Source organism: Pseudomonas fluorescens (genome assembly GCF_018614655.1).
Lineage (GTDB): Bacteria > Pseudomonadota > Gammaproteobacteria > Pseudomonadales > Pseudomonadaceae > Aquipseudomonas > Aquipseudomonas fluorescens_BX.
In genome coordinates this window covers 130,383-149,084 of the sequence record NZ_JAGGOG010000036.1, presented here as the reverse complement: position 1 = coordinate 149,084, position 18,702 = coordinate 130,383, and the positions used below count along the sequence as shown (strand labels likewise).

Genomic DNA, 18,702 nt, shown 5'->3' with positions numbered 1-18,702 from the left:
GAGGTGGAGAAGCCGCGAATGGTATCAGGCTCGAAGCGCTCGGCGCGTGCCAGACATCAGGCTCAAGCATGCAGCGGTCAGTGCCAGTGCCGTCACCAGCGCGCCGACCAACGGCGTTATTTCCAGGCTACCCTTGGCGATCACCACGCCGCCCAGCGCAGCACCCAAGGCCACCCCCAGGTGCATCGCCGAGGTATTAATCCCCACATTGGCTTCACCGGACTCGGGCGCGGTGTGCAGCAAGTAGTTCTGTACTACCGGCGAGATGGTCCAGCTCAAGGCCATCCACAGTGCATACAGCACCAGGAAGCTCACCCATGAACCGGTCGCCCACGGCAGCAGCACCATGACCAGGGTGAACAGCGTGGGAATCAGCACCAGCGCCCGCTTGAATCCCAGTCGATCCGACAGCCAGCCGCCGCAGTAGCCACCGCTGATTGCGGCAATGCCGAAAAATACATAGAGATAGCTCAGCGAGACACCGTGGATGCCCATGGTCTGCTGCACGTAGGGCGCCAGGTAGGCGAACAGCACGAAATGTCCGGTCAGCAGCAACACGGAGACCAGTTGCGCCAATAGCAGCTTGGGAATCACCAACTGGCGGCAGTAATCGCGCAACGATGTAGGTGGGCGGCTGGCGAAGGTCGGCAAGCTCAGGCGCAGCAGCCCTGCAATTACCACGGCCAACAGTGCCAACAGCAGAAACGGCGCTCGCCAGCTCAGTGAGTCACCCAAGGTGATACCGACAGGAATCCCCAGCACCAGTGAACCGCTGATGCCCATGAACACAATGCCAATCGCTCGCCCGCGTAAATGCGTTTCCACCAGCGACGCCGACAAGGTCGAGGCCAGTACCACCACCAATGCACAACTACCGGCACTGATGACCCGGCAAACCAGCAGCATCCAGTAATTCACTGCCAGCCCGGAACCCAGGTTGCCCAGCGCAAAGGTCAGCAGGGCTGCGATCAGCAGCGTGCGTCGTTCAATCCGCGACGTCAGCGACAGCAGCGGTGCAGCGCACACCGCAAACGTCAGGGAAAACACCGCTGTCAGTTGTCCGGCTGCGCTCAGGGTGACGCCCAGTTCCCGGGACAATAACGGCAAAATCCCGCCTACCAGGTTTTCATCGATGCCGGCCACGAAGGCGGCGAGGGCGAGCAGGTAGATGCGTGGGTTCATGAGGCGCCGCACAGGAGAAATGGACGGCGATCATGGCGAAAGAATGGGTTGACTGGCAAGTCAACAAACAGGTGATGTCGGTGAGTCACGCATCAACGCCCGCGTATCACTCCTGCCCGATCGACTCCAGAAACTCCGACCGTTCATCACTCATGCGTGCCAGGCAATCATTCTGCGTAATCGCATATGCCTTGCTCCCTGCCACGGCCGGGAAGGTATCCACGGCGCAATCGGCGTCACGCAGTTTTTCCCATTTTTGCTGGGCATCCTTCAGACGAGCGGTAATGTCTGCCAACTGCGCCTTGTTGCTGGCGTAGGTTGACCCCATGCGTTCCAGCAGGCCCTGGTAGTTATCCTTGAGCAATTGCTCGGCGGTGGTTTTGTTGTAGCTGGCGCATTCCAGGGTTTGCTTGTCGTTTTCGATGCCGTCGCACGGTGTGCTGTCGGTGTCTTCTGCCGCGTGTACGCCGGTTGCGATGAGTGCCAAAGCCAGGAAAATCGATTTCATTGCGCCGTCTCATATCAGGTGATGGACCAAATTCTGGCTCAAGCGTAGGACAAAGAACAGACACTAGTCAGAGATGTCATGTTGGCCTTTGTCGCGGATTGACGCTTTCGGCAATTCCCCTGTCGTTTTTGCACCCGGCTCCGTCAGCCCCTGGGCATATGCTGGCCCCAAAGCGCCGGCAGACGATTCGGCGCATGAATCGCCAATAAGGGGACGCCTGATGAGCCCAGCCGAATTACACGCCGACAGCATCGTTATCGATGGGCTGATCATTGCCAAGTGGAACCGCGACCTGTTCGAAGACATGCGCAAAGGTGGCCTGACCGCTGCCAACTGCACCGTGTCGGTGTGGGAAGGTTTCCAGGCCACCATTAACAACATTGCCGCCAGCCAGAAACTGATCCGCGAGAACAGCGACCTGGTGATCCCGGTGAAAACCACCGCCGACATCCGTCGTGCCAAGGAGCAGGGCAAGACCGGGATCATCTTCGGCTTCCAGAACGCCCATGCCTTTGAAGACCAGCTCGGCTATGTCGAGATCTTCAAGCAGTTGGGCGTTGGCGTGGTGCAGATGTGCTACAACACCCAGAACCTGGTCGGTACCGGCTGCTACGAGCGCGACGGCGGCCTGTCGGGCTTTGGTCGCGAGATCGTCGCCGAGATGAACCGCGTCGGCATCATGTGCGACCTGTCTCACGTCGGTTCCAAGACCTCCGAAGAAGTCATCCTCGAATCGAAAAAACCGGTGTGCTACTCCCACTGCCTGCCGTCGGGTCTTAAAGAGCACCCACGCAATAAATCCGATGAAGAGCTCAAGTTCATTGCCGACCACGGCGGCTTTGTCGGCGTGACCATGTTTGCGCCGTTCCTGGCCAAGGGCATCGATTCGACCATCGACGACTACGCCGAAGCCATCGAATACACCATGAACATCGTCGGCGAAGACGCCATTGGCATTGGCACCGACTTCACCCAGGGGCATGGCCAGGATTTCTTTGAAATGCTGACTCATGACAAGGGCTATGCCCGCCGCCTGACCAGCTTCGGCAAGATCATCAACCCGCTGGGCATCCGCACCGTGGGCGAGTTCCCCAACCTCACCGAGACCCTGCTCAAGCGCGGCCATCCTGAGCGTGTGGTGCGCAAGATCATGGGCGAGAACTGGGTCAACGTCTTGAAAGACGTCTGGGGCGAATAAGCCAACCTCTAAACAACGATCCCCGTAGCAGCTGTCGAGCTCCAGCGAGGCTGCGTAAGGCGCGAACCAGTTCTGGATCAGTGGCGCGCCCGACGCAGCCTCGCTGGAGCTCGACAGCTGCTACGGAACGAACAACATAACGAATTTTTTGGAGTTAAGTTTCCATGGCCAAGATCGCCCCTCAACTGCCTATCGAAGTCGACAGCGAAACCGGTGTCTGGACCTCCGACGCCCTGCCGATGCTCTACGTGCCACGCCACTTTTTCGTCAACAACCACATGGGCATCGAAGAAGTCCTTGGCGCTGGCGCCTATGCCGAAATCCTCTACAAAGCCGGCTACAAGTCCGCCTGGCACTGGTGTGAAAAAGAAGCTGAATGCCACGGCCTGGAAGGCGTCGCGGTGTTCGAACACTACATGAAGCGCCTGTCGCAACGCGGCTGGGGCCTGTTCAAGATCCAGGATATCGATCTCGATAAAGGCACCGCCAGCGTCAAGTTGGAACACTCGGCGTTTGTCTACGTGTACGGCAAGGTCGGGCGCAAGGTCGACTACATGTTCACCGGCTGGTTTGCCGGTGCCATGGACCAGATTCTGCAAGCGCGTGGCAGCAAGATCCGCACCGTGGCCGAGCAAGTCTACGGCGGCTCCGAAGAGGGCCACGACGACGGCCTGTTCACTGTCAAGCCGTTGTAAGACGAGGACCCTGCCATGGCTTTCGAAGCAATGTTCGCGCCGATCCAGATCGGCAAACTGACCATCCGTAACCGCGTGCTCAGTACCGCCCACGCCGAGGTGTATGCCACCGACGGCGGCATGACCACCGACCGTTATGTGAAGTATTACGAAGAGAAGGCCAAGGGCGGGATCGGCCTGGCGATTTGCGGCGGTTCTTCCGTGGTGGCTATCGACAGCCCACAGGAGTGGTGGAGCTCGGTGAACCTGTCCACCGACCGCATCATCCCGCACTTCCAGAACCTGGCTGACGCCATGCACAAGCATGGCGCCAAGATCATGATCCAGATTACCCACATGGGCCGCCGTTCGCGTTGGGATGGTTTCAACTGGCCGACCCTGATGTCGCCGTCCGGCGTGCGTGAGCCGGTACACCGCGCGACCTGCAAGACCATCGAGCCGGAAGAAATCTGGCGCGTGATCGGCAACTATGCCAGTGCCGCCAAACGCGCCAAGGCCGGTGGCCTGGACGGCGTAGAGCTGTCCGCCGTGCACCAGCACATGATCGATCAGTTCTGGAGCCCGCGGGTCAACAAGCGCACCGACGAATGGGGCGGCACCTTCGAAGGCCGTATGAAATTCGGCCTGGAAGTATTGAAGGCCGTGCGCGCCGAGGTGGGCCCGGATTTCTGCGTCGGCATCCGTTTGTGTGGTGATGAATTTCACCCGGATGGCCTGTCCCACGAGGACATGAAACAGATCGCCAAGTACTACGACGATACTGGCATGCTCGACTTTATCGGCGTGGTCGGCTCGGGTTGCGACACTCACAATACCCTGGCCAACGTTATCCCGAACATGAGTTATCCACCGGAGCCATTTCTGCATTTGGCGGCCGGGATCAAGGAAGTGGTCAAGGTCCCGGTGCTGCACGCGCAGAACATCAAGGACCCGAACCAGGCCACACGTATTCTGGAAGGCGGCTATGTAGACATGGTCGGCATGACCCGTGCCCACATCGCCGACCCGCACCTGATCGCCAAGATCAAGATGGGCCAGATCGACCAGATCAAACAATGTGTCGGCGCCAACTACTGCATCGACCGTCAGTACCAAGGGCTGGATGTGCTGTGCATCCAGAACGCCGCGACTTCCCGTGAATACATGGGCGTGCCGCACATCATCGAGAAATCCACCGGGCCCAAACGCAAGGTGGTCGTGGTGGGTGCCGGTCCTGCCGGGATGGAAGCGGCACGCGTCGCTGCTGAGCGTGGTCACGACGTGACCCTGTTCGAGAAGAAAGAATTTATTGGCGGGCAAATCACTACCGCCTCCAAAGCCCCGCAACGGGACCAGATTGCCGGGATCACCCGCTGGTTCCAGCTGGAGCTGGCACGGCTGAATGTCGACCTGCGCCTGGGCGTGGCAGCGGATGCTGCGACCATTCTGGACCTGCGTCCGGATGTGGTCGTGCTGGCGGTGGGTGGCCATCCGTTCCTGGAGCAGAACGAACACTGGGGCGCCGCTGAAGGTCTGGTGGTCAGCAGTTGGGACGTGCTCGACGGCAAGGTTGCGCCGGGCAAGAACGTACTGGTTTACGACACCATCTGCGAATTCACCGGCATGTCGGTGGCGGACTTCCTTGCGGACAAGGGCTGCCAGGTGGAAATCGTTACCGACGACATCAAGCCGGGCGTAGCCATTGGCGGCACATCGTTCCCGACGTACTACCGCAGCATGTACCCCAAAGAAGTGATCATGACCGGCGACATGATGCTGGAAAAGGTCTACCGCGAGGGTGACAAGCTGGTGGCGGTGCTGGAGAACGAATACACCGGCGCCAAGGAAGAGCGGGTGGTGGACCAGGTGGTGGTCGAGAACGGCGTGCGTCCGGATGAAGAAATCTACTACGGGCTCAAGGAAGGTTCGCGCAACAAAGGCCAGATAGACGTCGAAGCCTTGTTCGCGATCAAGCCGCAGCCGTGCTTGAGCGAGACGGGTGAGGGGTACTTGCTGTTCCGCATTGGTGACTGTGTGGCCCAGCGTAATACCCACGCTGCGATCTATGACGCCCTGCGCTTGTGCAAGGATTTCTGACGAGGTGAACTCGGTCAAATGTGGGAGCGGGCTTGCTCGCGAAAGCGGTGTATCAGGCACTGGATGCACCGACTGAAACTCCGCCTTCGCGAGCAAGCCCGCTCCCACATTTCGGGCCAGTTTCACAGTAGACCTGTGTGGTCTTTGGGAGCTTCACCATGTTGAACACCCTTCTTCCCATCCTGCTCTTCGCAGCCCTGGGCCTTGCGGTCCTTGGCGCTTTGCGCCGGGTGAACATGTGGCGCCGTGGCCGGGCTTCCAAAGTCGACTTGATCGGCGGCCTACTGGCCATGCCCAAGCGCTACATGGTCGACCTGCACCATGTGGTCGCCCGCGATAAATACATCGCCAATACCCACGTCGCTACCGCCCTGGGCTTTGTGCTGTCGGCGCTGCTGGCGATTCTGGTGCATGGTTTCGGCCTGCATAACCGACTCCTGGGCTACGCCTTGCTGCTGGCCTCGGTGCTGATGTTTGTCGGCGCTACCTTTGTTTACCTGCGTCGCCGCAACCCACCGTCGCGCCTGTCGAAAGGCCCGTGGATGCGCCTGCCGAAAAGCCTGATGGCGTTCTCCGTCAGTTTCTTCCTGGTGACCTTGCCGGTGGCCGGGATTCTGCCGGCGGACTTCGGCGGCTGGTTGCTGGCAGCGCTGCTGAGTGTGGGCGTGCTGTGGGGTGTGTCGGAAATGTTCTTCGGCATGACCTGGGGCGGGCCGATGAAACACGCCTTTGCCGGTGCGTTGCACCTGGCTTGGCACCGCCGCGCCGAGCGCTTTGGTGGTGGCCGTTCAACCGGTCTTAAGCCGCTGGACCTGACCGACAAGACCGCGCCATTGGGTGTGGAAAAACCCAAGGATTTCACCTGGAACCAACTGCTGGGTTTCGACGCCTGCGTGCAGTGCGGTAAGTGCGAAGCGGCATGCCCAGCGTTCGCCGCCGGCCAACCGCTGAACCCGAAAAAACTCATCCAGGACATGGTCGTCGGCCTGGCCGGCGGCACCGATGCCAAGTTCGCCGGCAGCCCGTATCCGGGCAAAGCCATTGGCGAACACGGCGGCAACCCGCATCAGCCGATCGTCAACGGCCTGGTGGATGCGCAAACCCTATGGTCCTGCACCACCTGCCGTGCCTGCGTGGAAGAGTGCCCGATGATGATCGAGCACGTGGACGCCATCGTCGACATGCGCCGCCATCTCACTTTGGAAAAAGGTGCAACGCCGAACAAGGGCGCGGAGGTCCTGGAGAACCTGATTGCTACCGATAACCCGGGCGGCTTCGCGCCGGGCGGACGGATGAATTGGGCGGCGGACTTGAACCTGCCATTGCTCAGCGACAAGAAAACCACAGACGTGCTGTTCTGGGTCGGCGACGGTGCCTTCGACATGCGCAACCAGCGCACCTTGCGCGCCTTCGTCAAAGTGCTGAAGGCGGCCCAGGTCGACTTTGCCGTGCTCGGTCTTGAAGAGCGTGACAGCGGCGACGTCGCTCGACGCCTGGGCGACGAAGCGACCTTCCAACTGTTGGCTTCGCGCAATATCCAGACCCTGGCCAAGTACAGCTTCAAGCGCATCGTCACTTGTGACCCCCACAGCTTCCACGTGCTGAAAAATGAATACGGCGCCTTCGACGGCCACTACCTCGTGCAGCATCACAGCACTTACATGGCGGAGCTGATCGATGAAGGTGCGTTGAACCTGGGCCAGCACAAAGGCAACAGCGTGACCTATCACGACCCGTGCTACCTGGGCCGCTACAACGGTGAATACGAGGCCCCGCGCCAAGTGCTGCGGGCGCTGGGAATCGAGGTCAAGGAAATGCAACGTTCCGGCTTCCGCTCGCGCTGCTGCGGTGGCGGCGGCGGTGCGCCAATCACCGATATTCCCGGCAAGCAGCGGATTCCCGACATGCGCATGGAAGACATCCGCGAAACCGGTGCCGAACTGGTGGCTGTGGGTTGCCCACAGTGCACGGCGATGCTCGAAGGCGTGGTCGAACCGCGTCCACTGATTAAAGACATTGCCGAACTGGTGGCCGACGCCTTGCTGGAAGACGCGGCACCGGCGAAGACTCCGATCAAGCGCCCTATCCAGCATGAATCAGCGGAGGTGCATTGATGAGCGACATTATCCGCCGTGACCCACGGGCCGAATGGATCGCCCGTAACCGCCTGCACCCGCTGCACGCAGCCATGCAGCCGGTACAACACAGCTGGATGGGCCCCAATGGCGTCATCCGCAAGAATGTTCATGGTGTCGGTTTTATCGGCCCCAACGGTATCAAACGTATCGACCGCAGTGGTGCCCAGCAGGGCGGCGCAGCCAAGCGGTCGGCGGTGGTGGAAGTGCAATTGCCGCTGCATCAGATTGCGACGCCTGCGTTCTACATCAACGTGGTGCCGGACATGGTCGGCGGCCGCCTGAGCAGCCACGACCGCGACTTGCTGGGCCTTGCTCGGCAGTTGGCAGGTGCCGACGGTGCGGTGTTGGCGGTGGTGTTTGGCGAACACAAGGAAAATGCTTTCGCCACAGCCGGTGTGGATCGATTGCTGGTGCTTGAAGGACGCGAATTCGACGGTTATTCACCGGAGCAGCGGGTCCAGGGTCTGCGGGCTGTGGATAACCAGTTCAACCCCCGGCATTGGCTGCTGCCCGACAGCCGCAGCGGCGGTGGAGAACTGGGCCGGCGTTTTGCCGCAAGCCTCAAGGAGCGCCCGGCCACACGGGTCTGGCAGATCAAGGGGCAGGAGTGTATTGGCCGCGCAGGCGCTGGTCAGGAGGACCTTGTTCGGCCATTGTCGCGGATGATTCTGGCGGCGGTAGAGTGTGCCGAGCCGGTCAGTGATACCCGTCATGAAGCCTTGCCTGTGGAGTTATCCACAAGCCTGGCGCGCAGCCTGCCGCGCATCGAGGACCTCGGCGCAGTAGCGGTGGACCCGGCCGCGATTCCCATGGCCGAAGCCGAGTTTATTTTCTCTGGCGGCAACGGGGTCAAGGACTGGGCGCTGTTCCACCAGACCGCCGTTGCACTGGGCGCCACCGAAGGCGCCTCGCGGGTGGCGGTGGATGATGGTTTCATGGCCCGTGATCGGCAGGTCGGCGCCAGCGGCACTTGGGTCACCGCCCGGGTGTACGTGGCCGTCGGGATCTCCGGGGCGATCCAGCACCTGCAAGGCATTGGTGCTTGCGACAAGGTGGTGGCGATCAACCTTGATCCAGGTTGCGACATGATCAAGCGCGCCGACCTGTCGGTGATCGGCGAAAGCGCCGAAATACTTCGAGCCTTGATCGCCGCGGTCGAGGCTTACCGCAATGGCGCCAAGCGCGATGCGGCTTAAGCAAAGGATATGGCCATGACGACGAATGTAATCAGCCTGGTGTCCATCGGCGCCCACCCGACCTCCGGTAGGCCACGCCGCGCCGAACAGGATGCCCGCGCCGTGGAGCTGGGTTTGCAACTGGCTGGGGATAATCTGCAAGTGCTGCATGCCGGTAATATTGCTGAGCCGACCCTGCGTGCCTATCTGGGCATGGGGCTGGAACAACTGCACGTGCTGGAACAACCTGCTGGCGCTGATGCCTTGCCGGTGTTGGGTGACTATCTTCGGGATGCTGGCGCCCAGGTGGTACTTACCGGCACCCAGGCGGAAACCGGCGAAGGTTCGGGCATGTTGCCGTTCCTGTTGGCTGAACAACTGGGCTGGCCGCTGATTGTCGGCCTGGCCCAGGTGGAGTCCATCGAGAGCGGCGTGGCCCATGTGCTGCAAGCCTTGCCCCGTGGCCAGCGGAGGCGCCTGAAAGTACGTCTGCCGTTTCTCGCCACTGTGGATAATGCCGCGCCCAAGCCTCGGCAAAGCGCTTATGGCCCGGCGCAACGTGGGGAACTGACGGCCCATGACGTGCAGGTGCTGGAAGATGAGTTATTCACAGGCGCGGTTCTGCAACCTGCCAAGTCTCGACCCAAGCGCCTCAAGGTGATCAAGGCCAAGAGCGGTGCCGACCGGATGAAAGCGGCCACGGCCAAGGCCAGCGGTGGTGGCGGGCAGGTGCTTAAGGGTGTTAGCCCGGAAGCGGGCGCTGAAGCCATTCTCAAGTTGTTGATTGAGGAAGGCGTTGTCCGTTAAGCCTCGAAACAAGCAGTCATATATGACGAGGCCGGATTACTTGTCAGTGTGCACACGCGAGGCTAAATGGAATACTTCCAACCAAAGGATTCAGCACAATGTCCGTCACGTTTCGCCCAGCACGGTCGAGTGACTCCCGGGAAATTTCGAAGTTGTTCCTTATCTCCTCCGAGGGTGCTGCCGCCTACATCTGGAGCCAGCTTGCGCAGCCAGGTGAAGAGCTTCTGGATGTCGGTACCCGTCGGTATGCGCGTAGCGGCGTGGACTTTTCCTATGAAAACTGCCTGATCGCCGAGGCCGAGGGCCAAGTGGTAGGCATGATGCACAGCTATGCGATGCGCCATGATCCGGACGCCGCGCCGGTCACCGACCCGGTGCTGGCACCTTATGCAGACCTGGAAATTCCCGACACCCTCTATATCTCCAGTCTGGCGCTGCACGAAGCTTGGCGTAACCAAGGGTTGGGTTCGAAGTTTCTCGCCCGTGCGCACGAGCGGACCGAAGAGCTTGGACTGATTGGCTTGAGCCTGATCGACTACGCCGCCAACACAGGCGCCCGACGATTTTATGAGCGCCATGGTTTCCGTATTGTCGGCAGTTGCCAGATAACCCCGCACCCGATGCTGCGTGTTACCGGCGAAGCCTACTTGATGCAATATCCCTAACCCCGGACGGCGAAAGCGGCGGTTACCCACAATCCCTGTTGGTCCACCTGTGGATAACCTGTTCGCGGCTTCCCACACGCTATGTAAATCAAGCCTTGCAGTCCTCTGTACGAAAAACAACCAACCTAACTGACGGTTTTTCCTTGGGTTTTTTTGTGGATAAGGAAAATGCCCGTCTCAGAGTTGCCCCCAAAGTCTGTTGGCGCTTCTGTGGATAAGATGTTTGCTACCCGCTACAGGCCATATAAACAAAGGCTTTCACTCGCCTGATCAAAATATGACCAATGTCGGTGTTTCAGCTTGAAATACCTCTCAAGGCCTCGATTTTCCTAGGTGTCAGGCGGTTTTCCACAGAAAGACTGAAGTTGCCCCCAAAGTCTGTTGGTGCTTCTGTGGATAAGGTGTTTGCGTTCCTCTGTAGGCTATACAAACCGTGGCTTACAGGCTTCAGGTTAAAAATTGATCAATGACGGGTAAAACCCCGTGCTTTGAATAAGTCACGGATTTTCTTGATTTTATTTCGAGAAGGAAGGGCAGTTGCCCACAATTGCTGTGGGTGGCTTTGTGGATAAGTTGTTGGGCAATGGCTGGAGGGCAGGGCGGTAAAGGTCTGTCTGGGTGATGGATGATTTTTGTACAGCTACAAAACATTGTGGGGGTTTGCTCGCGAATACGGTGTGCCAGTTGATGCATGTTTGACTGACACTCCGCATTCGCGAGCAAGCCCGCACACATTTTTGATCCTTGGTGTGTCAGTTATTCGTGTGCGGCAACGCCTTTGAGGTACGGCGCTGGCGCCGCTCCCAGGTTGCTCAGCATCCGCTCGCTGTACCAATCCACAAAGTTCACCACGCCAAACTCATAGGTCTTGGAATAAGGCCCCGGCTGATAGGCCGTGGAGTTGATCCCGCGCTGGTTCTCTTCCGCCAGGCGACGGTCCTGGTCGTTGGTGGCATCCCATACTTGGCGCATGCGATCGATGTCATAGTCCACGCCTTCCACAGCGTCCTTGTGGACGATCCATTTGGTGGTGACCATGGTTTCTTGGGCGCTGATCGGCCACACGGTGAAGACGATGATGTGATCGCCCATGCAGTGGTTCCACGAGTGTGGCAGATGCAGGATGCGCATCGAGCCCAGGTCGGGGTTCTGGATGCGGCCCATCAGTTTCTTGCAGCCTTGCTTGCCGTCCAGCGTCATGGACACGGTGCCCTTGAGCAGCGGCATGCGCACGATGCGGTTACGCAGGCCGAAGCTGGCATGGGCGTAGGGGATTTTCTCCGCGTCCCAGGCCGCTGCCGAGGCGGCGACGTGGTCCTTGAAGGCCTGGTCGGCCCGTGGGTCGGTGACGTCGTCCCATTCCAGCAGGGTTTTCAACAGCTCCGGGTGCGACGCGTTGCAGTGGTAGCACTCGCGGTTGTTTTCCAGCACCAGCTTCCAGTTGGCCTTTTCGAACAAGGTGGTCTGAATCGCCACCTTGGTGTTCTCCATGTCGTAGGGTTCCATGTAGTGGCTCAGGGTCGACAGGAAGTCGTCAATGGCCGGCGGATTCTGCGACAGGCTGATAAAGATATAGCCACCCGCGGTCTTCACGTTCACCGGCTTGAGGCCGTACTGCTTCATGTCGAAGTCGGCGCCCATCTCGGTGCCGGCGAACAGCAGGCGCCCGTCCAACTCGTAGGTCCATTGGTGGTAGTGGCAGACCAGCTTGGCCACCTTGCCCTTGTCGCTGGTGCACAAGCGCGAACCGCGATGGCGGCAGACGTTGTGGAACGCGTGAACCACACCGTCGGCACCACGAATCACGATGATCGGGTTCTTGCCCACTTGCAGGGTGATGTAGTTGCCCTTGGTAGGGATTTCGCAGGTCATGCCGGCGATCAACCACTCTTTCTGGAAGATCTCCTGCATGTCGATATCAAACAGCCGCTCATCAGAGTAAAACGGCTGCGGCAGCGAATAGGTACGCTCGCGCTCTTGCAGCATTTGCGCGGTGGCCTTGCGTGCGGGTTCCAGCGGATCGCCCAAGCTTAAGGTTGCGGTGACGTCCATCGTGTGTGTCCTCATGGCCATTCTGTGTGGCCGGCGAATAGTGGCTACGGTTGGTGCGTTGCAAGGCGTAAAGAAAGCGTCTTCATGTGGAGCGAGTGTGGGGCCGGCGCTGCCCAGAACCTTATCCATGAGCGACATGGCCCACTCTGTTCCCGACGCGTAACCCCCATGGTATGGGGGCTGGTCGCGATAAGTATGTGAATGTCGCAGATAGGTAAATGGGTGATTCACGCGTTACGCAGAATCGCCACCATGAAGGCCGACTTACGGCTGCGGAGAACAGCATGTCCAACAGCTTCCTGAACCCGGTAACCACCCAGACCTGGGCCAATGGTCGACACATCGTCCGTTGCGTCAAAGTCATCCAGGAAACCTGGGACGTGCGCACCTTTTGCTTCATGGCCGACCAGCCGATTTTGTTCTTTTTCAAGCCGGGGCAGTTCGTCACCCTGGAGCTGGAAATCGACGGCCAGCCGATCATGCGCTCCTACACCATTTCCAGCTCGCCATCGGTGCCTTACAGCTTCTCCGTCACCATCAAACGCGTACCGGGCGGCAAGGTCTCCAATTGGCTGCACGATACCCTGCACGAAGGCCAGGAACTGGCGGTGCACGGGCCGGTCGGGCTGTTCAACGCCATCGACTACACCAATCCGAAAGTGCTGTACCTGAGCGGCGGTGTCGGTATCACCCCGGTGATGTCCATGGCGCGCTGGTTTTACGACACCAACGCCAATGTCGACATGGTCTTCGTCCACAGCGCCCGCTCACCGAAAGACATCATCTACCACCGCGAACTGGAACACATGGCGTCGCGGATCGATAACTTCAGCCTGCACCTGATCTGTGAGAAGCACGGTCTTGGTGAGCCGTGGGCCGGTTATCGCGGTTACCTCAACCAGAAAATGCTCGAACTGATGGTGCCCGACTTCCTGGAGCGCGAAGTCTTCTGTTGCGGGCCGACCCCGTACATGAACGCGGTCAAGCGCCTGCTGGAAGTCAACGGCTTCGACATGAGCCGCTACCACGAGGAATCCTTCGGCGCGACGCCGCCGGAAGCCCGTGCCGATGCCGTGGAGCAAGCCGAGCAAGCGGCGGATGCACCGGAAATCGACCAGGCGGATTTGCATCAGGTGGAATTCATCTCGTCGGGCAAAAGCATCCGCGTGGCACCAGGCGAAACCGTGCATGCGGCGGCGGCCAAGCTTGGCCTGTTGATCCCCAAGGCGTGTGGCATGGGGATTTGCGGGACCTGCAAGGTGATGAAACTGGGTGGGGAAGTCGAGATGGAGCACAACGGCGGTATCACCGAGGAAGATGAAGCTGAAGGCTACATCCTGTCGTGCTGCAGCGTGCCGAAGGGTGATGTGCGTATCGAGTTTTAACCCTTTAAACCTGCATCGCCTCAGTTCCGCGTCGAAGGCCATGAATCTTCGACGCGGGCCTTAGGCGTTAATGGTTACTGGGCATAGATATGGACCACGAAGTGCTGGCCTGATGCTGTCAATTCATAGACTTTGTCGTAGATCTTCAACGTCCTTGATGGCTCCTGGATGGTGTCGCCGACTTTGGCGAGTTTCCTGAACTCATCCCAGTCAATGACCGTGGTGCTGATAGTGCCGTCGCTTCGCAAGGTGTTGCCGTTGCTTTGATATTCCATGATTCAGCTCTCTGCTGGATTTCCGTTTCCGGCCGAATGTTCGGCAGGCAGGTAGTCCCGAAAGGTGGCCTATGCATCGGCCTTTTCCTTTCGGGTTCCAAGAGGCTAGTCAATGAACGCGGGGTTGGGGGCTGTCGGAAATATCAAAAAACAGTCTCGGCATTGGGCCAGTATCTGTTGCCGGGCTCAGTACAACCCCGGTCGACGGTCCTGGAGGACGTGGTTGTGTTCGCTGATGTGCTTATCCCTGGCCAGCGCCAGCGGCAGGTCGGCCACCAGCCGTTGTTCCGTTTGGTGGGAGACAGCGCCGGCCAGCGGATAACCATCGGCGTCGACGATGACTGAGCCGCCGACCCAGTTAACCCCTCGTTCTTCGCCATGACGGTCGCAAGCGGCGATGAACATCCGATTGATCGCCGCGTTGGCCTGAACCCGTACGATTTCTCCCGGTCGTTCGCCGGCCGGGCGTGGGGCGTCCGGCCAGTTTACGGGAGCGCATAGCAGGTCGGCACCGGCCAGAGCGGCCAAGCGTACCCACTCGGGCAGCTCCAGGTCGTAGCAGATCATCACGGCGATCTGTCCGACGCTGGTTGCCACCACGGGTGGCGGAGCATCTCCGGGCGTAAAGATTAGTTTCTCGCCGTTCCACAAATGCGCCTTGCGGTACACCGTTACCCGGCCTTCGGGTTCGATCAGCGCTGCGCTATTGGCCACCTTGCCTTCCGTCAGTTGTTCGCAAAAGCCGGCCACGACGATGATATTCAGCTCGCTTGCCAGGGTTTTCCACAGGGTAAGCGTCGGCCCATCGAGCGTCTCGGACACCTCAAAGGCTTCCTGGCGATCATTGAACACATAACCGCTTTGCATCAGCTCCGGCAAAACCACTACTTGCCCGCCCAGCGCCGCCGCATCCCGGATGGCTTTGGCGCTAAGGGCACGGTTGTGTTCGGCGTCGGCAATGCGCGGTGCCAGTTGATGACACACGACGCGCACGCTACTCATGGGTGTTTCCCTTCCAGCAGGGCCTCGCTGGCGACGATGGCGCGGCGCTCGGCATCTCGGTCCAGGTTGCGACTCATCACGCAATAGATGATCGCGGAAACTGCAAGGCCGATGACGAACGCGATGTCCGCCCCACCCAGCGCCATGGCGATGGGGCCTTCATAGAAACTCAACGACATGAACGGGATCATCGACACCACGCCCAGGCAATAGGCGACCAGGCCTGCCTTGCCCCATTGGCCGTAGATCCCGCCCGCGTTGAAGATGTCGCTGATGGCGTATTGGCCTTTGCGCACCCCATAGAAGTCTGCAAGGTTGACGGCCGTCCACGGCACCAGGAAGTACAGCATCATCAAGACGAAGGTGTTGAAGCTGGCCAGGTAGCTGTCGGGAATGCTCAAGGTGATCAGGAAGATGATCACCGCGACCAGGCCGATACCGATGACTCGGCTCTTGAGGCGCGGTTGGATCTTCACGAAGCCGTCGATGGCACTGATGCCGGTCAGCATCGCGCCGTAGCAATTGACCGCCATGATGCCGACCAGCGCCGGTACCTCTATCAGCACGGTAAAGGTACCGAAGCCGGGAATCACCTGGTTGCCCACCGCGCGCACGCTGCCGATGGCATCGGGTGAGGGCAGGGCGGAGGCGAGGAACGCGCCCAGGGACATCAGCCACAAAGCCGAGCCGGCGGCGCCCAGATAAGTCCAGAAAATCACACTGCGCGATGGGGTTTTATGGGGCAGGTAGCGGGAGTAGTCGGATACGTAAACGGCGTAGCTGATTTGATAGCCGGCTGCGGCAGAGAGCTGAATCAGAAACGCCGACCAGGAGAAATGGGCATTGGCCACTGCGGCATCGGCCTTGAGGCTCATCAGGGCCGCGACGGTCAGCACCGCGAACACGCTGATCATCACGTAGGTCAGCCAGCGTTGCACGGTGTGCAGCAGGTCGTGGCCGATCACGGCAATCACCACCGCGAGGATGATCATCAAGGCATACCAAGGTGCCCGGCTCCCCGGAAGGACCGTGTTGATGGCATCGGTGGCCAGAATCACGTTGAACACATTGAAGCCGATGTACACGAAGATCACCGCGATGAACGGCACAATCGCCCCGCGCAAACCGAACTGGGCGCGCGACTGGATCATCTGCGGCAAACCCATGCGCGGGCCCTGGTTGGCGTGAAATGCCATGGCGAACGTGCCCAGGCCCACACCGATGACAATCGCCAGGATCGCATACGCCAGGCCCAGGCCCAACGCGGCGCCAGTGAACCCGGTGACCATGGTGGTCAGTACGAAGTTGCCCGTGAACCAGAAGGGGCCTTGATGCCAGACCTTGCCGTGGCGTTCATTGCGCGGAACATAGTCAATGGAGCGCGTTTCGATTTTCAGGCCGGTGGCGACAGGGGGTGCCGTCTTGTCGGAAAGAGCGTTCATAGGTTCACGGTCTGTTTTTATAGTGATTGAGTGCCGGAGCATCGGGTAAGTGGAGCGCCAATTGAATCGTGATCTGTAAATAATTACTTCAGACTTTCCTTAAGTAATGAATTGTAGTCAGCGGCGATGGAACCACCGCAATCTTATTTCGAAGGGATATAACCGTTGATGAGGACTCTTCTACGCTGGTCCTTAGTCCCGTCGCAGTCGCCTTTAGCCTTGTAGTAGAGGGTGGACAATCTCCCTGCCTGCAAGGATGTCATCATGTCTGCGATTCCTTCCCGTTCCCAAGGTGCCCAACGGCTTTTGAGTAACGATGTCACGGCACTGATTCCTGATTTTCCTTTCCATTACGCCAATTACCTGCAGATTGCGCGCGATTCGATTTCCGCCCTGGCCGATATTCCGGCTGCTGCCCGCGGCAAAAAAGTCCTGATTGTCGGCGCGGGTGTCGCGGGTATGGTGGCGGCCTATGAAGCGATGCGTATGGGTTTGCACCCGGTGCTTGTGGAGGCCTCGGACCGTATAGGTGGGCGGCTCTATTCGCACGTGGTGGGGAATCCAGCCGATCCTGCGAGCAGTGTGATTTGTGAGTTGGGGGCCATGCGTTTCCCCAAGTCGGGCAAGGCCCTGATGCACTACTTCGATAAGGTGGGCATGAGCGCCAACTCGGCTGATTTCCCCAACCCGGGTTCGCCGGCGACGGCCAGCACGGTGGTCGATTACAACGATGAGCAAACCTACTACGAAGGGAGTGACTTGCCTCAAAAATACAAGGATATCGAGCGACTGTTTTTCGAGGTGTTCCTCGAAATCGATCCGATCAAATTCACTGATATGGAGCTGGCCATGTCCGAAGGCAGCATCAATCAGGCGTTGATCAAGTCGATCTGGAACGCCATTCTGGACGCGGGCTGGGACAATCTGAGTTTCTTTTCCGCGATGGTCGAGAAGGCCGGTTGGAGTCGTGCGGACATCGATCTTTTTGGCCAGATAGGGTTTGGGACCGGTGGATGGAACACCGACTATCCCAATTGCTTTCTGGAGGTCTTGCGGGTGCTGTACACCGGCCTGGATGCCAACCATACGTTGATGTACGACGGCTCCTCGCAGTTGCCCGCACGTTTGTGGAGCCAGTCACCACAAGCGTTGGGCGATGTGATGGTTCACTGGCCTGCCACAACCACGGTGAAGATGCTTACTGAGCAGGTCATCGCTAACCCCTTCAACCAGGAAGTGCGTCAGATCGAGCGCCAGGCCGATGGCAGCTTTGAAGTCTTTGTCCACGATACTCGGCTAGGGCAGGATACTCGTCACTCCTTTGAAAGCGTGGTTTACACCCCTCATGTGCGTATCCTCGACAAGTTTCGCTATATGGGCGGCAAGGACCGCCTGGCGGCGATGGACAGCTTGTTGCCCAGGGATACCTGGGAGGCCGTGATGTACACCCACTATATGCAGTCGGCGAAGATATTTGCGGCCACCCTGGAACCCTTCTGGAAGGAGACCGGTACGGATGGTCATTACAAAATGAGTGTCACCCTGTCTGATCGGATTACCCGCGGAACCTACTTGTTGGATTACTCGCAAAGCAAGGGAGCCTATCGAGGTAGCGGCATTTTCCTGTCCTATACCTGGAACGATGACAGCCTGAAGTTTCTTGGTGACCGTTCGGCGCCGCTACCGACGCATGTCGAACTCTGTACGACGTTGTTGGACGAGGTTTATCGAGGTTCAGGCTTGAACCTGGTATCGCACTTTGGGGCCAGGGATCCATTTGTCGAAATCAATTGGGAAGAGCAGCCGTTCTTTCTCTGCGCCTTCAAGATGAACTTGCCAGGGCAATACGAATATCAGCGCAGGTTGTTTTCCCAGTTCATGAGCGGGGTCGAACAGGGTAATCCTGATGGTTTTATTCTGGCCGGAGATGACGTGTCATGGACGGGAGGCTGGGCCGAAGGTGCTGTTACCACGGCGCTCAATGCGGTGAACAAGCTGGCGGTCAAGTTTGCGGGTGGGGCCTACAGTCACAACCCGGGGCCCATTGATCAATGGGAAACACTCAAGCCGATGCCGCTTTGAGACGGTAAATCCAACAGAAT

Annotated in this window: 15 protein-coding genes; 9 read left to right on the top strand and 6 right to left on the bottom strand. The window is 59.2% G+C overall.

Annotated elements, in window-relative coordinates; all coding sequences use genetic code 11:
* Positions 1-24 precede the first annotated feature (24 nt).
* Together J7E41_RS27450 and J7E41_RS27445 are read right to left on the bottom strand one after the other, a co-directional pair.
* On the bottom strand, positions 25-1,182 hold the full coding sequence (locus J7E41_RS27450) for an MFS transporter (RefSeq protein ID WP_214997370.1): 1,158 nt from the start codon (positions 1,180-1,182) through the stop codon (positions 25-27).
* Between the two features lie 106 nt (positions 1,183-1,288).
* Positions 1,289-1,690 (bottom strand): lysozyme inhibitor LprI family protein, encoded by a 402-nt coding sequence (locus J7E41_RS27445; protein ID WP_214997369.1) that lies wholly within the window; start codon positions 1,688-1,690, stop codon positions 1,289-1,291.
* Between the two features lie 220 nt (positions 1,691-1,910).
* Here J7E41_RS27445 and J7E41_RS27440 point away from each other — a divergent pair, with 220 nt between their 5' ends.
* The 7 genes from J7E41_RS27440 (at position 1,911) to J7E41_RS27410 (ending at position 10,444) form a co-directional block, all read left to right on the top strand.
* The gene (locus J7E41_RS27440) at positions 1,911-2,888 is read left to right on the top strand and encodes a dipeptidase (RefSeq protein ID WP_014340593.1); all 978 of its coding nucleotides are present in this window, start codon (positions 1,911-1,913) and stop codon (positions 2,886-2,888) included.
* Positions 2,889-3,052: 164 nt separating this feature from the next.
* Positions 3,053-3,583: a DUF5943 domain-containing protein gene (locus J7E41_RS27435; protein ID WP_214997368.1), complete on the top strand. Its 531-nt coding sequence runs from the start codon at positions 3,053-3,055 to the stop codon at positions 3,581-3,583.
* Positions 3,584-3,598: 15 nt separating this feature from the next.
* A complete protein-coding gene (dgcA, locus tag J7E41_RS27430) occupies positions 3,599-5,659 on the top strand; it encodes a dimethylglycine demethylation protein DgcA (RefSeq protein WP_214997367.1) in 2,061 nt (686 codons plus the stop codon).
* Between the two features lie 158 nt (positions 5,660-5,817).
* Positions 5,818-7,773 carry a dimethylglycine demethylation protein DgcB gene (gene dgcB, locus J7E41_RS27425; protein ID WP_214997366.1) on the top strand — a complete coding sequence of 652 codons (1,956 nt, stop codon included), beginning with the start codon at positions 5,818-5,820 and terminating at the stop codon, positions 7,771-7,773.
* Positions 7,773-8,993, top strand: coding sequence for an electron transfer flavoprotein subunit alpha (gene etfA, locus J7E41_RS27420; RefSeq protein WP_214997365.1), 1,221 nt, complete (start codon positions 7,773-7,775; stop codon positions 8,991-8,993). The genes dgcB and etfA overlap by 1 nt, the downstream gene beginning before the upstream one ends.
* A gap of 15 nt (positions 8,994-9,008) precedes the next feature.
* Positions 9,009-9,779, top strand: a complete 771-nt coding sequence (etfB, locus tag J7E41_RS27415; protein WP_214997364.1) for an electron transfer flavoprotein subunit beta — start codon at positions 9,009-9,011, stop codon at positions 9,777-9,779.
* 98 nt (positions 9,780-9,877) lie between these two features.
* Positions 9,878-10,444: a GNAT family N-acetyltransferase gene (locus J7E41_RS27410; RefSeq protein ID WP_214997363.1), complete on the top strand. Its 567-nt coding sequence runs from the start codon at positions 9,878-9,880 to the stop codon at positions 10,442-10,444.
* Positions 10,445-11,200: 756 nt separating this feature from the next.
* On the opposite strand, the gene gbcA is transcribed toward J7E41_RS27410, so the two are convergent.
* On the bottom strand, positions 11,201-12,496 hold the full coding sequence (gene gbcA / locus J7E41_RS27405) for a glycine-betaine demethylase subunit GbcA (protein WP_214997362.1): 1,296 nt from the start codon (positions 12,494-12,496) through the stop codon (positions 11,201-11,203).
* 284 nt (positions 12,497-12,780) lie between these two features.
* Here gbcA and gbcB point away from each other — a divergent pair, with 284 nt between their 5' ends.
* On the top strand, positions 12,781-13,881 hold the full coding sequence (gene gbcB / locus J7E41_RS27400; protein ID WP_214997361.1) for a glycine-betaine demethylase subunit GbcB: 1,101 nt from the start codon (positions 12,781-12,783) through the stop codon (positions 13,879-13,881).
* Between the two features lie 74 nt (positions 13,882-13,955).
* On the opposite strand, the gene J7E41_RS27395 is transcribed toward gbcB, so the two are convergent.
* The 3 genes from J7E41_RS27395 to J7E41_RS27385 form a co-directional block, all read right to left on the bottom strand.
* Positions 13,956-14,156 (bottom strand): hypothetical protein, encoded by a 201-nt coding sequence (locus J7E41_RS27395; RefSeq protein WP_214997360.1) that lies wholly within the window; start codon positions 14,154-14,156, stop codon positions 13,956-13,958.
* 186 nt (positions 14,157-14,342) lie between these two features.
* Positions 14,343-15,158 (bottom strand): nitrilase-related carbon-nitrogen hydrolase, encoded by an 816-nt coding sequence (locus J7E41_RS27390; RefSeq protein WP_214997359.1) that lies wholly within the window; start codon positions 15,156-15,158, stop codon positions 14,343-14,345.
* Entirely contained in the window at positions 15,155-16,600 is a 1,446-nt protein-coding gene (locus J7E41_RS27385; RefSeq protein WP_214997358.1) for a purine-cytosine permease family protein, read from the bottom strand. The genes J7E41_RS27390 and J7E41_RS27385 overlap by 4 nt, the downstream gene beginning before the upstream one ends.
* Positions 16,601-16,864: 264 nt before the next feature.
* Between J7E41_RS27385 and J7E41_RS27380 the strand changes: the two genes are divergently transcribed.
* Entirely contained in the window at positions 16,865-18,682 is a 1,818-nt protein-coding gene (locus tag J7E41_RS27380; RefSeq protein ID WP_214997357.1) for a flavin monoamine oxidase family protein, read from the top strand.
* Positions 18,683-18,702 lie beyond the last annotated feature (20 nt).